The following is a 15,438-nucleotide window of genomic DNA, read 5'->3' as shown; positions in this document are numbered from 1 at the left end:
ATAGAATCACAGCAGGATATGGTAAAAATTTGTATTTGTTCCACCTAAGCGGTGACAGTTGCGTGAACGAGGAGCTTCCATGCGGTTCTGTTTCCTGGGGGAAAAGGGGCGAAGGGGAGGCAGCACGCAAAAAAAGAAGGCACCCTCCCCTTCGGGAGAATGCCTTCTTTACGGATAAGTGCGGCGCCTCAGCGCCTGCCTCTTACAGCGCCTGCAAAGCAAAATGCGCCACAAACAAGAGCGAGATGAGGTAGAACAGCGGCTTCACTACCCGCCGCTTGCCCATCGCGAGATGGAACAGCGCGTAGCTGATGAAGCCGATCGCGATTCCATCCACGATGCTGTGCATCAGCGGAATGAACGCGATGATGAAGAACGCGGGCAGCCCTTCCTCCAGCTTGTCGAAGGAGATGTGCCGAATGGACGGCATCATCAAGCCGCCGATGAAGATGAGAATCGGCGCAACCGCCTGATCGGGAACGAGCGTAATGACCGGCATTGCGACCAGCGAGACCAGGAACAGGACGCCGGTCACCATCGAGGTCAGCCCGGTGCGGCCTCCGGCCGAGATGCCTGCGGCCGCCTCAACCGTGGAAACGGTCGGGCTTGTCCCGAACAGGCCGCTCAGCAGGACTGTGAACGACGACGCCTGCATCGAGCGGCGGAAGCGTTCCGGCTTCCCGCTCATCTTGAGCTGGGCGTTCACGAGCCCTACACTTTCGAACACCAGCACGAGCGTCATCGAGAAGACAGCGACCGCGAGCGTTGCCACGGGCAGTCCCTTGAACGAAAACTGGCCGAACACCTCTCCGTAGGCTGACCACGGCGAGCCGCCTTCCAGCCCGGTCGCCTTCGCCGGCACGACGCCAACCAGGTAGGCGAGCACCGTTCCGCCGAGAATCGACAGAAGCAGGTTGCCCGGCACCTTGCGCATGTACAAGATGCACGTAAGAGCCAGCGTCGCGAGCGTGACCAGCACACCCGGGCTCGCAAACGATTGGACTGCGATGATGGACGCGCCGTCCGAGGCGATGACCCCGCCCTTTTGCAGGCCGATGAGCACAAGCAGGAGCCCGATGCCAACCGAGATGGCCTCCTGAAGCGACGTCGGAATCGCCGTGCGCAGCTTCTCGATCAGGGAGGTCAAGCTCACGGCGAAGAAGAAAACGCCGGAGAGGACGACCACGGCCAACGCCTGCTGCCAGGTCATGCCCATCCCTTGCACGAGCGTGTACGTGAACATGGCGTTGATGCCCATTCCCGGAGCGATAATCAAGGGAGCCTTGCCCCACAGCCCCATCAGGAAGCAGCCGACCGCCGAGGCGAGAACCGTCGCGACAATTCCGGCCTTCTGGGGAATGCCTGCATCCGCCAATATCGAGGAATTGACGATGATAATATAGACAATCGCAAAAAACGATACCGTTCCTGCCAAAAGCTCCTTCCGCCAAACGCCGGCAGGAAGAGAGGCCGGTTTAGGCGCAGGGTTGTTCTGCTTGGAAGACGGTATCGGGTTGTTCCGGTGGACCAACAGAATACCACCTTTTCATTAGCCCCTCACCCTACCCTTTGCATAATTGAACAAAGATAGACGGCAGAATGCCGTCCATATCGCTATTGTACCACAGGTAGGCTAAAATTGCTCAAACCAGCCGCCCTGCGATCGTTTCCAGCCCTGCTCTGAAGGACCTTCGGTGCAGAATTTGAACCGAATGCCTTTCCTTTTGGTAAAATGGACATGTCGCTCATCACGACGGGGCTTTTCGCCCGCACAGCCTAGAAACCGGGAGGAATCGCCTGATGTCTGCCAAGCTGACCAAGAAATCAATCAGGGAATGGTGCGGACCCGCTGCTTATCAAAAAGGCGAGCAATTGGTCCGCTCGCATCACGTCCATCTGCTACACAGTGATTTACCGTCTCACCACTATACAGCGGAAGTAACGGGAACGAGTCGACAAGAGGTAAAGCTGGCCTTCGATTGGACGGGAAAACCGGAGGCCGTCTGCTCCTGTCCTTCTCTGGGGTCCGTCAACTCCTTTTGCCACCATATCGCGGCCGTCCTTCTCTATGTCCACAACCTGTTGGCGGCGTCGCCGTCCACCTTGTCCGCCCTTCCTGTGAAGCGCTCCACCGAGGAGGTCCTGCCCATGGTACAAGCGGGCATCGCCGAGCGCATTCTCGGCTTGTTTGAGGACAAGCCCCTGCGCCCGATGCACAATCGAACCCTGCCGGAAACGAGAGCCTACCTTCAAGCGGAATTTGTGCTCACGCTCATCCCCTTCGATCCCCATACGTCCTTATTTGGCCTTGAGCTTCGGATCGGTCCCAAAGCCTTGTATGTCGTCAAAAATATCTATTCCTTTCTGGACCAGCTCACCCGGGGAGAGAGCTATCCCCTGTCCTCGCGGTTTCGCTACGAGCCCGAGCTTCACAGCTTCGAGCGTGAGAACGAGGCGGTCCTGACCGAGCTAAGCGAGCTTGCTCGAAATTACGCCGCGGCTTCTTCCCTACCTAGCGGCCACGCCCGCGGCGCTTCGGTTCGAGATAATCCTCGAAGGCTGCTGATTCCAGCGCATGCCTGGACCAAGCTTCTTCCCTTGCTGAGGAAGGCGCCGCTGGTTACGGTTATGGAGGGTTCGACGAAGTACTCCGGCCTCTCCCTGTCCGAGGAGCTCCTTCCCCTTCGGTTCGAATTCGATCAGGAGAATGCCGGGGGCTACCTTCTGCATGTACACGGCCTGGAGCCGCTCACGGTCATGGAGCCCTATGAGGCCGTCTTCCTTCAAGGAAGCCTAACCGCTCTCTCCTCCGAGCAATGCAAGCGAATCGCGGAGCTGAAGGCGATTCTGGACAAGTCCGGGCTGCAGAGCATTCCGCTGGATCGAAGTCAGCTCACTTCTTTTATGGGAAGGGTCCCCCTGCTCCGCAAGCTGGGTCAGGTGGTGATGGCTCCGGCCGTGGCTTCGCAGGTGACCCGGCAACCGCTTCAAGCCAAGCTGTATCTGGATCGGGTGAGGGATCGCCTGCTTGCCTCGGTTGAATTTCAATATGGTCCGGTCGTCCTCAATCCCTTGGAGGAGGGCGGAGCAGCGCGCGAAGCTCACGGCATTCTTGTCCGGGACGTTGACCAGGAGCGGCTCATTCTGGATAAAATCGAACAAAGTCCGTTTACCCGAACAGAGGCGGGCTATTTCCTGAACGAGGAAGAAGAGGAATTCGAATTCTTGTATACGGTGGTCCCTGAGCTGGAAAAGTGGATGAAGGTCTATGCCACGACTGCGGTGAAGCTCCGCGTGCACAAGCTGGATCAAATGCCCAAGGTGAGCGTGCAGGCATCTGCAGATGAGCGGATGAAGTGGCTGGAATTCCGCCTGAACATGGGGTGGATTCCAGAGACGGAAATCCGTGGTTTGGTGAAGGCCATCGAGGAAAAGCGGAGGTATTATCGGCTGCCCAACCACTCCTTGCTGCCGCTGGACGGCTCCGAATTTCAGGAGCTGGCGAATTTCCTCAAGGATACCGGGCTTCTCTATTCGGATTTAGAGGGCTCGAGCATTCACGTGCCGTTCGCTTCCGGCCTGGCAATGCTCGAATCCGATTCCGGTGCCGTCAAGCTGGACCGACCACTGCGGCAGCTCCTGCACAATCTGAAAAACCCGGATAACCTGGACTTCCCGATCCCGGCCTCTCTCACGAATGTTTTACGGGATTATCAGAAGGTGGGGTACCAGTGGTTCAAGACACTGGCCCATTATGGCTTCGGGGGGATTTTGGCGGATGACATGGGGCTCGGCAAAACGCTCCAAAGCATCGCCTATATCGCCTCCCTGCTGCCGGAGATCCGGGAGCAGCGAAAGCCTGTGCTCGTGATTTCGCCGGGATCGCTCGTCTACAATTGGCGCAATGAGCTGAGCAAATTTAGCCCGGACATCCGGGTGCTGATTGCGGACGGCAGTCCCGAGGAGCGTACGAAGAAGATGCAAGGCCTGACAGAAGCGGATGTCGTGCTGACCTCGTACCCTCTTCTGTTGCGAGACCTGAAGCTTTACATCAAGCAGCCCTTTCACACCCTCCTCCTCGATGAGGCGCAAGCCTTCAAGAACCATGCCACACAGACGGCGCAAGCCGTTAAACGCATCCGTGCCGATTACCGATTCGCCTTGACCGGAACCCCTGTGGAGAACCGCCTCGAAGAGCTGTGGTCGATCTTCCATGTGGTCTTCCCGACTCTCTTTCCGGATCGGACCGCCTTCGGCACCTTGTCGAGCCAGGAGGTCGCCAAGCGGGCGCGCCCCTTCATGCTCCGCCGATGGAAGCAGGAGGTGCTTCAAGACCTGCCGGATAAGGTCGAGTCGCTCAAGCTGACCGAGCTTTTGCCGGAGCAAAAGAAGCTCTACGTGGCCTATTTGGCGAAGCTGCAGGAGGAAACCCTCAAGCACCTGGACGAGGAAGGCTATTCCAAGAACCGAATCAAAATTCTGGCCGGCCTAACTCGCCTCCGGCAAATCTGCTGCCATCCGGCTCTCTTCGTGAAGGATTACAAGGGCGGCTCCGCCAAGCTGGACGAATTGATGGAGATTGTCGAGGAATGCCTCGCCAATCGCAAGCGTCTGCTTCTGTTCTCCCAATTCACCGAGATGCTGGGCTTGATTCGCGAGAGACTGAACGAACGGGGCTTGCCGCATTTTTATCTGGACGGGTCCACTCCGGTTCGGGAGCGTGTCGATCTGTGCAGCCGGTTTAACGAAGGAGAGATGGAGATCTTCCTGATCTCCTTGAAGGCGGGAGGAACCGGGCTCAACCTCACCGGAGCGGACACCGTCATTCTCTATGATCTGTGGTGGAACCCCGCCGTCGAGCAGCAAGCCACCGACCGCGCCCATCGCATGGGACAGAAGAATGTCGTGCAGGTCATCCGCATGGTCTCCCGAGACACGATGGAGGAGAAGATGTACCAGCTTCAGCAAAAAAAGAAGCACCTCATCGATGAAGTCATCGGACCGGAGCAAGAACAACCGGCCTCCCTCACCGAACAGGAGCTTCGAGAAATCTTGATGATCTAGAGCGGGTTTGCAAACACGCTCTTAGCGAATGTCATTCACCAATTGAGAATAGTCCCGGTAGCGTTCCTCCCACTGGCTGCGCCGTCCTTCGACGGGACGGCCTTCCAGCAGGGCCTTGATGACCTCCAGGCAGACGTGCCAGCCGGCGAGGTCCCGCGGAGTATGGTCCGTCAGCTTCCCCAGCGACTCGACGAGGAGCAGCCGACTGCCTCCTGGCTCAGGCGTTAGCTCGAAGCGAACCCGATCCTCGCCCCACGTGTACTCCAGAACCGATCGCGAGGCAAAGCTTAGAATGTTCATCTCCTCGAAGCGGTCGTCCCCCATGTGGAACCGAATCACCTCGCCCTCGCGAAGGTCAGCCACCTGCAGCTCGGGGAACCATTGCCTCAGCTTGTCGTTCTCCACGAGATAGGACCATACTTCTTCAACTTGATGAGCAAAATGCCGTTTAAAACGGGCCTCGTAGCCCTCGTTCCGTTTCGAAATCACAGCCAGCAACGCGACTCCTCCTTTTATTGCTATCTTCCAGCAGGATGCACCGATTCGGAGCCAAGCCGCCCCCGAAAGGTACGGCGCAGATCATCCACCCATTTGTCGGGGATTTCCCACGGGATGAAGTGGCCTCCCACTTCATGAGCCGTGAGGTTGACCGCGTTGTACCATGCGGCGCGGTCGCTCTCCAGAAAATGCGAGACGCGGTTCTCTGTCGCAATCCCCGGGGGATTCTCGTAGCCGACAAAGGTGATGCCAGTGGGTGCTTCAATGACAGGCCAGCGGTCATGGGCCGGCGTCCAGGGATAGCGGTTCGCATTGGCATACATCCGCATGGAGGTTTCGATGGCGTTGTTCACCCAGAAGAGGGTAGCATGCGTCAGGAGATCGTCCTTCGAAAAAACATTTTCAATACTGCCGCGGTTGTCGCTCCATCTCATCCACCGTTCCAGGATCCAGGCAAGCATTCCGACCGGCGAGTCGCATAGTCCGTATGCCAAGGTTCCGGGGTCCAGGACGTGCACGGCGAGGTGAGTGGCAAAGCGCCGATCCAACTCCAGCATCTTCGAACGGATCGCTTCGGGGAGGTCGTCGGGAAGGGGCTTCCCGCCAGCCAGGTCCCAGGCGCGGTCTCCGGTAAACAGGCTGAGCTTCTGACCGGAGCCGATATGAATGCCGTAGAGTTCCTCGCTGTATTTGTGGCCGAGTTGACCGGTCACGAGCGCCCCCACATCGCAGCCGGCCGCCGCATAGCGAGAATAGCCGAGGATGTCGGTCATGAGCGTATGCCAGAGATCGGCGATCTTCCAAAAGTTCATGTCCGGGTTGTTCGGCAAAGGTGCCGAGAAGCCAAAGCCCGGGAGCGAAGGCACAATGACATCGAAGGCTTCTGCCGGATCCGCTCCGTACGCGCCGGGATCGGCCAACGGATCGATCACCTTGGCCCAATGCCAGAAGGTCCACGGCCAGCCGTGAGACAAAATCAAAGGCGTTGGATTCGGTCCCACGCCCGGCTTCCGCATAAAATGCACCGGAACTCCGTCGACGACGGTCTGATAGTGCTCGTAGGCATTGATGGCTTTCTCGGATCGGCGCCAGTCGAATGCATGAATCCAGTAGTCGACAAGCTCCTTCAGCTCGCTTTTCTTCACTCCATAATATCCGTCATCATTCCCGGCGTCATGCGGCCATCTTGTCATTTGCAGACGTTGACGAAGGTCGGTCAACACCTCATCTGGTACCTGGATCGGATGGGGCTCGAGTGCAAAGGGAACGGGTTCCATCCTTATTCTCCTCTCGAGTTCAAGTAATGGGAACTCCTCTTGCTACAGCTATCGGAATTTACTAAGGCCTGGATTCGGTTCCACGTTCAGCCAGCCGTTTCAAGGCGGGGACGGCGAGCCCGATCGCCTGCTGCTCTTCCGGTGTGAGCCCTTCCAGCAGAGCTGAAATCCGTGCAATCCGCTCCAATCGGCGGGAATCGATGATCGCTCTCCCCTGCTCGATGAGATGGACTTGAACGACTCGGCCATCCTTCGGATCGGGCTTACGCTGGACGAGCCCATCTCGCTCCAGCCGGGTAACGAGCTGCGTAATGGCGGACTGCGTCACCTGCTCGTTCGCCGTCAGCTCCGTAAGCCGCATAGGGCTTTTGCGGGACAAGGTGTGCAGAACAGAGAGCGTGGTGAAGCTGTGTTTTTCAATGGAGGGCAACCGAATGAAAAGCCTCGTCAATTCTTCGAAAGCCCATGCAAAGTCAGCAACATTCATGTCGGGTTGGTTATGGTTAGGTTTCATGAGCAGTATTATATCAGAAACTTATATTAATTACTAATATAATTCCCACTACAATTTCCGTGCGCCCGTTCCCCCGCATACCCGTACCCACAAAAACACCCGCAAAAAGAGCCTCTGCTGCTCCAGCAAAGACTCCCTTTTCAGATACATGTAGGGTTCGTGGTGCATCGGCACTGTTACCCCCTAGCGGACCCTAAAGGGTTCTCCACCTGTTCACTCTACTTCATCTGTCGCCTCACCCGGCATGCTCCACTTCCGAAAAATGATCGGCAATGTGCATGGCAAAATACCGATCGTATTCATCCTTGCTCAGCTCTCCGAAGATCAGATGAGGCGCGAGTGGCCCTGAGTACGCTTGAAAGGCGTCGATGGCCTGCTGCAGCAGCTCCACCCCTTCCTGGACGGTTCCTTGCGGCTTGAGCTTCGCCCCGCCCGGTACATGCGCAGTCAGGTCGTGCTTCATGAAGCCCTGCTTGAGAAATTTCCGGATGACCATCCGGCCGACGGTCTTCCTCACCAGCTTGGGCTTCATTTGAGGGTAGCCTGTCATGGAATACTCGATGGTTTGGGCGCAGTGCGCCAGAATCTCATAGAGCGGCCATTGCTTGGTCGAGACCGCGTCCGATCCCTCCAGGCTTAGCAGTTCTTTCTTCACCGCATCCAATGATGCCCATTGTACGCTGCTCATCCTTCTCTCCTCCTTCTTGCCGAAAGCCCCGGCGTAGCATCTTCCCTTTACCGCATGATCTTTCGAACCCACTTCACCCTGTCGCCATATGGCGGAAACAAGAACGGAATGTCCAGCTTCGTGCTCTTGCTCAGCACGCTCTTCGTGTGGGAGAACATATCGAAGCTGTGTTTTCCGTGATAGGCACCGATTCCAGCATGGCCCACTCCCCCGAAAGGCAGGTAGGGATTGGCCACATGGCTGATCGTGTCGTTCACGCAGCCGCCCCCAAAGGATACGCGGCCAAGCACTTCTCGCTCGACATGCGAGTCTTCCGTGAACAGGTACAGCGCGAGCGGCTTGGGCCGGCTGTTCACCTGTTCAATCGTCTCATCCAGCTGGCGATAGCTCAAAATCGGCAGGATGGGACCAAAGAGCTCATCCTGCATAGCAGCGTCCGACCAGGAAGCCGTATCGAGCAGCGTCGGCTCGATATAGAGCTCCTCCCGGACAAGGCGGCCGCCGACCCGCACCTTCGCCCGGTCTACTTCGAGAATACCCGCCAGCCGATCGAATTGGCGTTCATTCACGATCCGCCCATAGTCCGGACTCAGCCGGGCATCCGCTCCGAAGAAGTCGGCCAGAACCGCCTTCATCTTGTCGATGAGCGGCTCTCGGATCTCCTCGTGGGCCAGCACATAGTCGGGGGCGATGCAGGTCTGCCCGGCATTCATCATCTTCCCCCACAGAATCCGCTTGGCGGCGACCTCCAGGTTGGCGGTCCGGTCCACAATAGCCGGGCTCTTGCCTCCCAGCTCGAGCGTCACGGGAACGAGGTTATGGGCGGCCGCCTCCATGACGATCTTGCCCACCGGCACGCTTCCGGTAAAGAAGATGTAGTCGAAGGGAGCGTGAATCAGCGCCGAGGTAGTTTCCTTTTCTCCTTCGATTACGCGAATGTAGGTCTCGTCGAAGGTTTCCCCGATCAGCTTCTTGACGACGGCTGTTACAGCCGGAGTATTCTCCGAAGGCTTCAAGACGGCCGTATTCCCCGCTGCAATCGCCCCGATCAGCGGTTCGATCAACAGCTGGAAAGGGTAGTTGAAAGGCCCGACGATCAGAACGGTCCCATAAGGCTCCTTATGCATGTAGCTCTTAGACAGGCCGTGGTAAAAGGGAGTCCTGACCTTTTTCGGCTTCATCCATCGCTTCAAGCTCTTCCTTGCACTCCGAATGCTGTCCAGCGTATACCCGATTTCTGTGGAGTACGCCTCGAATTCGCTTTTGTGCAGATCCTGATACAGAGCCGCCAACAGCTCCTGCTCATGCCGCCGAATCGCATCCGACAGCTTCTGAAGCTGCTCCAGACGAAACGCCGCGCTGCGCGTATAGCCGCTGTGGAATTTCGTGCGATGCTCCTGCAAAATGGCTTCGACCTGCTCCTGCGTCCATTGCTCCATTTTTTCTCCTCCTTATCAAAAATGAACTAGAGGCAATCCTGCTCCAAAGCAGTCAACAGTCTTCTTAACAGCTCCACCGACTCTTGCATGGACAGCTCGTAATAGCGTTGGGTACCCGCTTGCTCGACCTTAACGACCCCTGCATTTTTCAGCAGCTTCAGATGATGGGATACAGCCGGGCGCGACAGCGTCAGCTGTTCGGTAATTTCATTGACCGTCCTCCTGCCGTTCTCCGAGAGATATAACAAAATATCCTGACGATGCGGATCGCTTAAAACTTGAAGAATCGGAAGGCTTTCCCGAAAGATCGCGAGTGCCTGCTTGCCCATGCGGATCATCACCTTGTTTCTTAAGATCATATGTTTAAACATTTAAACCTTTACCATGAAGCAAGCATACTCTTTTCGTTCCCCATAATCAAGTGGGCCTTCATTTCCATGAAATGTTATGAACCAGCAAAAAAGAAACGGACCTAGCTGAAAGCCATGCTCCAGCTGGGTCCGTCCCCTCGTTCTAGCTTATTTCAGTTCTAGCTTCTTTCGACTCTTGCTTGCTGATCCCCATTCTATCATGCTGTTCCAATACAAATCCTACTCCGCGTTACTTCGTCTTCAGGTCCTCGATGGAGTTGATGTCCATGTACTCGGGAACGACAAGGCCGAGCTTGGTGCCCGTCAGATTCGCGCCGAGGTCCTCGAACTGTCCCTGGTATTTATCAAAGTAGTCCTGATGCGTGGTCGGAAGCCATGCGGCGACAATCGCGTCTGCACTGCGGTTGGCGATCCCGGCCCACATCGGACCGGCTTCCACCTGCATCATCTCGACCTTGTACCCAAGCCGCTGCTCCAGCACCTGCTTCACCACGTTGGTGCTGGCAATCTCGGAGTCCCAGGCGACATACGCCAGCTTCAGCTTCTTGCCAGCTTCCTGCGGGATATCCTTCACCCACGTGTCAACCTTGGCCGCGTTATCGTCTACCCACTTAGCGGCGGCGGCTTCCGGCTTCGCACCCTCGGTTATCGCGTTCATGACGACCGCCATCTCCTCCGGCGTCCATTCGAAGCGGTCAAGCATCGCATAGGCGGAAGGAGCATCGTCCTTCAGCCCGTTGCGGACGATCGTATGAATCGCCTCGTCCTCTCCATAGGCGCCCTTCGGGTCCTCCAGGTATTTCAGCTTGTACTTGGCGAACATCCAGTGCGGCGTCCAGCCGGTCACGATGATCGGCTTCTCGTTCTTGTATGCCTTCTCCAAGGCAGCGGCCATCGCGGCACCCGAGCCTTCAACCAGCTTCCAGTCGGACAAGCTGTACTCGTCCATTGCTTCCTTCGTTTGCTTCGTCAGGCCGGCACCCGGGTCAATCCCGATGATCTGGTGACGGACTTGGCCCCCGATCCCTCCGCTCGCATTGGACTCCTTGGAGCAGCCAGCCAGCGCCACCACACCGACTAGAATCATCAACAGACCAGCTTTTGATGCGTGTTTAAACATCGGACCCTCTCCTTTTTCTCTTCACGATATTTTGCGTCATGCGGTCGAGTACAATCGCCAGCACGACGATGGCGAGCCCGGCCTCGAAGCCTTCGCCCGTCTTGACCTGCGTGACGGCACCGTACACATCCGCTCCAATTCCTTGCGCGCCGATCATCGAGGCGATGACGACCATCGACAGCGACAGCATGATCGTCTGGTTGATCCCGGTCATAATGGACGGGAGCGCCAGCGGGATTTGCAGCTTGAACAGCTTCTGCCGACTGGTGGAGCCGAAGGCATCCGCCGCCTCCACCAGATCGCCCGGAACCTGGCGAATCCCCAGGTTCGTCAGGCGAATCGTCGGCGGTACGGCGAAGATGACCGACGCAATGACGCCGGGCACTACGCCGAGGCCGAAGAACGAGACGGCCGGGATCAGGTAGACGAAGGCGGGCATCGTCTGCATGAAATCCAGCAACGGCGTGATCACTCCGCGCGCTCGGTCACTCTGAGCGCAGGCGATGCCGAGCGGAACGCCGATGACGATCGAGAGAATCGCCGCCGTCAAGACGAGCGCGAGCGTATCGACCGTGTGCTCCCAGTAGCCGAGGTTGTCGATCAACAAAAGCCCAATCGCCGTAAACGCCGCGAACTTCCACTTGCCGAGGTAATAGGCAAGCGCTGCGGCGAGCACGATGAAGACGAGCACGGGCAAGGCGTGGAATGCATCCGCGATCCCGTTCACAATGCCTTCAATGCAGACGGAGATGACATGGAACAAGGGCGACAAGCCCGATTCCAGCGCATCCACGATCTTCTCCACCCATTCATCCAATGGCAGCTTAGGCATTCGTGCTCACCTCCGTTTCCGTCTTGGAGGCCGCGGCAGGATTCGGTTCCGCCGAATCGCCGGATGGTGATACCGGGCTCTCCACCGTATTCTGCACCGGATTCCCGGCAAGGGCACCGAGCACCGCTCCCCGGACGATGACGCCGATGAGGCGCCCGTTGTCGTCGACAACGGCAACCGGGTGCTTGGAGGTGCCGCAGATATCAAACAGCTGGTACAGCAGCCGATCCTTATCCACCACGGCGACGTCGCGAATGACGATGTCCTCCAGGCGCTTGCCTTCGCGAACGGCCGCCGAGGCGTCATCCGCTGTGATGACCCCAATCAGCTTGCGGCCCCGGTCCACGACGAACAGATTCGAGATACCGCTCTCCCTCATAAGCTGGAGGGCGACACGCGGGCCGCGATCGAGTCCAATTGTCTCCGGACGGCGCATGACCGAAGCGGCCGTCAGCACCTTGGACAAGTCCACATCCTCGACGAACCGCTCGACATATTCATTTGCCGGATTCATCATGACCTCTTCCGGCGTGCCGATCTGCACAACACTGCCGTCCTTCATGAGGGCGATCCGATCTCCGATACGAAGCGCCTCATCCAGGTCATGGGTAATAAAGATGATGGTCTTCTTCATCTTCTCTTGCAGCTCCAACAGCTCATCCTGCATCTCCTTGCGAATCAGCGGATCGAGCGCGCTGAAGGCTTCGTCCATGAGCAGAATGTCCGGGTCGTTCGCCAGCGCCCGAGCGAGGCCGACTCGCTGCTGCATGCCGCCGCTCAGCTGAGAGGGCAAGCTGTCCGCCCAATCGCCAAGACCGACGAGCGTAAGCGAGTCGAGCGCCTTTTGCCGACGCGTTGCCTTGTCGACTCCCTGCACTTCAAGTCCATATTCCACGTTCTCCGCTACCGTTCGGTGCGGGAATAACGCAAACTTCTGAAAGACCATGCTGATCTGCTTGCGGCGCACCTGCAGCAGCTCTTCCTTGTTCATCTTGACGATATCCTTGCCATGGATGGCAATGCTGCCGCGTGTTGGCTCGATCAGGCGGTTTAACAGCCTCACGAGCGTCGATTTACCGCTTCCCGACAGCCCCATAATAACGAATATCTCACCCGGTTCAACGGCGAAACTGACCTTGTTTACACCGACCGTGTGCTGCTTCTCGCGGTAAACCCGCTCCTTCGTCCACCCTTCGTCCATCAGGCGAAGAATCGATTCCGGATCGGGACCAAATACCTTCGTGACTTGCTTTGCTTCAATGATCGCCATCCGGTTCACCCCTTCCTTTCGGTTGCGATCTTCGTTTTGCATCCCTATAAGTGTAAAAACATTATCCATCCAGTGTCAACTTTTTTATCTGCTTTTACAGAACGTACAGTTATTTCTGTACGAAGATAACTCCCGAATCCTCCTCGATCCTCTTTTTCTCCACCCATCCTTTATCTTTACTTTAATGAGATAGTTTCTTACAATTACGATGTAAAATACGAAGGCTAGGTGAAAAAAGATGGAGCGCAGTAACGGTCTGAGCCCCGAGCAGGAATTGGCTTTGCTCAAGGCGCGGAAGCGAGTTATTGAAGCAATCGGGAACAACATGGAGCTGTACGGAATCACTCCGTCCACGGGCCATCTATACGGACTCTTATTTTTTCAGAATAGACCCATGACGCTCGACGCAATGGGACAAGCCATGGAGATGAGCAAGACCAGCATGAGCACCGGTGTCCGCACGCTGGTGGACCTCAAGATGGTCAACAAGGTCTGGGAAAAGGGCTCGCGCAAGGACTTGTATGAGGTCGAGCTCGATTGGTACCAGACGTTCGCCGACTTCTTCTCGATCAAGTGGGGCAAGGCGGCCGAGATCAACCTGCAAGCCCTTCGCAAGTCGCGGTCCGAGCTGTTGGCGATTGCCGATTCCTACACCGGAGACGAGGAGCTGGAGAGGCAGGTCCAGGCCGATCTCGTCAAGATCGACGAGGCCATCCGGTACTACAAGTGGCTGATCCGGCTGATCGAGGCGTTCGAATCAGAGGACATCTTCCAACTGGTCCCCAAGGAAAACGAATAGCCTGCGCAACAACAAAAAGCCCCGGTTCCGCGCCTATTGGCGGAGCTGGGGCTTTCGCTTTCATTTGAGACAATCGGCGCGAATCGTTCGATTACCCTTTAACCCTTTCCTTGTACCGGAACACCCGCTTCCTTCCTCCGATTGGAGTAAGACAAAGCAAACAACAGAATAAACCACAAGGGGGTTAACAGCAGGGCCGGACGGGTCTCCTCCGCAATCAGCATGATCACGAGGATCGCTGCAAAAAGAACAAGAACAGCGTAGTTAACAAAAGGAGTGAAGGGCGCCTTGAATTTCGACGCTGCTTGTAGGTTAGGCTGTGTTTTCTTATAGCGAATGTGGCTGACGAGGACGACACCCCACACCCAAATGAAGCAGATGGCGCTGATGGTCGTCACGATGCCGAAGGCTTGCTCGGGAATCAGCTTGCTGAGGAGGGCGCCCGCCGACAGGACGAGCGTGGAGACGAGCAGTCCGTTCTTGGGCACGTGATTTTTGTTGAGCCTGGCAAAAGGCGCAGGCGCCTGATCCTTCTTCCCCAGGTTATAGAGGATGCGGCTCGTGGAGAACATCCCGCTGTTGCAGGCGGAAGCGGCGGACGTGAGGACGACAAAGTTGATGATGCCCGCGGCAATCGGAATGCCCACGAGAGCAAAGGTCTTCACAAAGGGACTTTCGCCGGGACTGAGCTCCGTCCAGGGATTGATGCAGAGCAAAGCGACGATGGCCCCTACATAGAAAAACAGGATACGCATCGGAATTTTATTGATGGCCGACGGAATGTTCTTCTCTGGATCGGAGGTTTCTGCCGCCGACACCCCCACCAGCTCCACCCCGACAAAAGCGAACACTACCATTTGGAAGGACAGCAGGAACCCGGATACCCCGTTTGGGAAAAGCCCGCCGTGCTTCCAAATGTTCGTGACCGACACCGTTCCAGCTCCCGTCTTGAACCCGATGATCAGCAGGACAATTCCAATGGCAATCAGGGCGAGAATAGTCACGACCTTGATCAAAGCAAACCAGAATTCCAATTCTCCAAAATTTTTGACCGTCAGCAGGTTCAGTCCAAGCAAAATGATCAGGCAGATCAGCTCCGGTACCCACTGAGGAATATCGAACCAATATTGAATGTAGATGCCCACTGCGATTACATCCGCCATTGCGGTCATGATCCAGCAAAACCAGTAGGTCCATCCGGTGACGAACGCGACGCGCGGCCCCAGATAGTCCTCGGCGATATCCGTAAAGGATTGATACCCCGCTTTGGATAACAGAAGCTCTCCGAGCGCCCTCATCACGAAAAAGACCGCGATGCCAACGATGAGATAAGCAAAGATGATGGAGGGTCCCGCCTGCTGGATCGCTTTCCCCGATCCTAAGAACAACCCCGTCCCGATGGTACCGCCGATGGCGATAAGCTGAACATGCCGATTCTCTAACTCCCTCTTTAACTCTTGCTGTGCCAATCCAAACTCCCCCTTGTTATTGAACATCTTCCCTGGGGTCGAGGGGCGACAAAGTCAGTGAACAACAAAAAGAGATTGGATCTCTCCAATCTCATCG

General features: G+C 56.7%; 13 protein-coding genes. 2 read left to right on the top strand and 11 right to left on the bottom strand.

Translation table 11 applies throughout. From position 1 onward, the window contains the following. Nucleotides 1-202 precede the first annotated feature (202 nt). Nucleotides 203-1,510: an NCS2 family permease gene (locus AAFN83_RS10310; RefSeq protein WP_347769479.1), complete on the bottom strand. Its 1,308-nt coding sequence runs from the start codon at nucleotides 1,508-1,510 to the stop codon at nucleotides 203-205. 290 nt (nucleotides 1,511-1,800) lie between these two features. Here AAFN83_RS10310 and AAFN83_RS10305 point away from each other — a divergent pair, with 290 nt between their 5' ends. Then, on the top strand, nucleotides 1,801-5,064 hold the full coding sequence (locus AAFN83_RS10305) for a DEAD/DEAH box helicase (RefSeq protein ID WP_347768931.1): 3,264 nt from the start codon (nucleotides 1,801-1,803) through the stop codon (nucleotides 5,062-5,064). Between the two features lie 21 nt (nucleotides 5,065-5,085). Here AAFN83_RS10305 and AAFN83_RS10300 read toward each other — a convergent pair whose 3' ends face one another. The 9 genes from AAFN83_RS10300 to AAFN83_RS10260 all read right to left on the bottom strand — a co-directional run bounded on the left by AAFN83_RS10300 (nucleotide 5,086) and on the right by AAFN83_RS10260 (nucleotide 13,073). Beyond that, nucleotides 5,086-5,553, bottom strand: a complete 468-nt coding sequence (locus tag AAFN83_RS10300) for an SRPBCC family protein (protein ID WP_347769477.1) — start codon at nucleotides 5,551-5,553, stop codon at nucleotides 5,086-5,088. Between the two features lie 29 nt (nucleotides 5,554-5,582). Further along, entirely contained in the window at nucleotides 5,583-6,839 is a 1,257-nt protein-coding gene (locus AAFN83_RS10295) for an epoxide hydrolase family protein (RefSeq protein ID WP_347768929.1), read from the bottom strand. 61 nt (nucleotides 6,840-6,900) lie between these two features. Further along, nucleotides 6,901-7,269, bottom strand: coding sequence for a MarR family winged helix-turn-helix transcriptional regulator (locus tag AAFN83_RS10290; RefSeq protein ID WP_347768927.1), 369 nt, complete (start codon nucleotides 7,267-7,269; stop codon nucleotides 6,901-6,903). A gap of 319 nt (nucleotides 7,270-7,588) precedes the next feature. Beyond that, on the bottom strand, nucleotides 7,589-8,041 hold the full coding sequence (locus tag AAFN83_RS10285) for a DUF1569 domain-containing protein (RefSeq protein ID WP_347768925.1): 453 nt from the start codon (nucleotides 8,039-8,041) through the stop codon (nucleotides 7,589-7,591). 47 nt (nucleotides 8,042-8,088) lie between these two features. After that, entirely contained in the window at nucleotides 8,089-9,480 is a 1,392-nt protein-coding gene (locus AAFN83_RS10280) for an aldehyde dehydrogenase (RefSeq protein ID WP_347768923.1), read from the bottom strand. Nucleotides 9,481-9,506: 26 nt separating this feature from the next. Beyond that, entirely contained in the window at nucleotides 9,507-9,809 is a 303-nt protein-coding gene (locus tag AAFN83_RS10275; RefSeq protein ID WP_347768921.1) for an ArsR/SmtB family transcription factor, read from the bottom strand. Nucleotides 9,810-10,080: 271 nt separating this feature from the next. Continuing rightward, a complete protein-coding gene (locus tag AAFN83_RS10270) occupies nucleotides 10,081-10,971 on the bottom strand; it encodes a glycine betaine ABC transporter substrate-binding protein (RefSeq protein ID WP_481810500.1) in 891 nt (296 codons plus the stop codon). Next, nucleotides 10,964-11,803, bottom strand: a complete 840-nt coding sequence (locus tag AAFN83_RS10265; protein ID WP_347768919.1) for an ABC transporter permease — start codon at nucleotides 11,801-11,803, stop codon at nucleotides 10,964-10,966. The genes AAFN83_RS10270 and AAFN83_RS10265 overlap by 8 nt, the downstream gene beginning before the upstream one ends. Continuing rightward, on the bottom strand, nucleotides 11,796-13,073 hold the full coding sequence (locus AAFN83_RS10260) for a quaternary amine ABC transporter ATP-binding protein (protein WP_347768917.1): 1,278 nt from the start codon (nucleotides 13,071-13,073) through the stop codon (nucleotides 11,796-11,798). The genes AAFN83_RS10265 and AAFN83_RS10260 overlap by 8 nt, the downstream gene beginning before the upstream one ends. 238 nt (nucleotides 13,074-13,311) lie before the next feature. Between AAFN83_RS10260 and AAFN83_RS10255 the strand changes: the two genes are divergently transcribed. Further along, nucleotides 13,312-13,872, top strand: a complete 561-nt coding sequence (locus AAFN83_RS10255; RefSeq protein ID WP_347768915.1) for a GbsR/MarR family transcriptional regulator — start codon at nucleotides 13,312-13,314, stop codon at nucleotides 13,870-13,872. Between the two features lie 98 nt (nucleotides 13,873-13,970). Here the strand turns inward: AAFN83_RS10255 and AAFN83_RS10250 are convergent, their stop codons facing one another. Continuing rightward, nucleotides 13,971-15,341, bottom strand: a complete 1,371-nt coding sequence (locus AAFN83_RS10250; protein WP_347768913.1) for an amino acid permease — start codon at nucleotides 15,339-15,341, stop codon at nucleotides 13,971-13,973. Between the last annotated feature and the right edge of the window lie 97 nt (nucleotides 15,342-15,438).

This window comes from Gorillibacterium sp. CAU 1737, from assembly GCF_039888655.1.
Lineage (GTDB): Bacteria > Bacillota > Bacilli > Paenibacillales > NBRC-103111 > Gorillibacterium.
The sequence above is the reverse complement of the archived record's forward strand: the minus strand, read 5'-3'. Positions and strand labels throughout refer to the sequence as shown.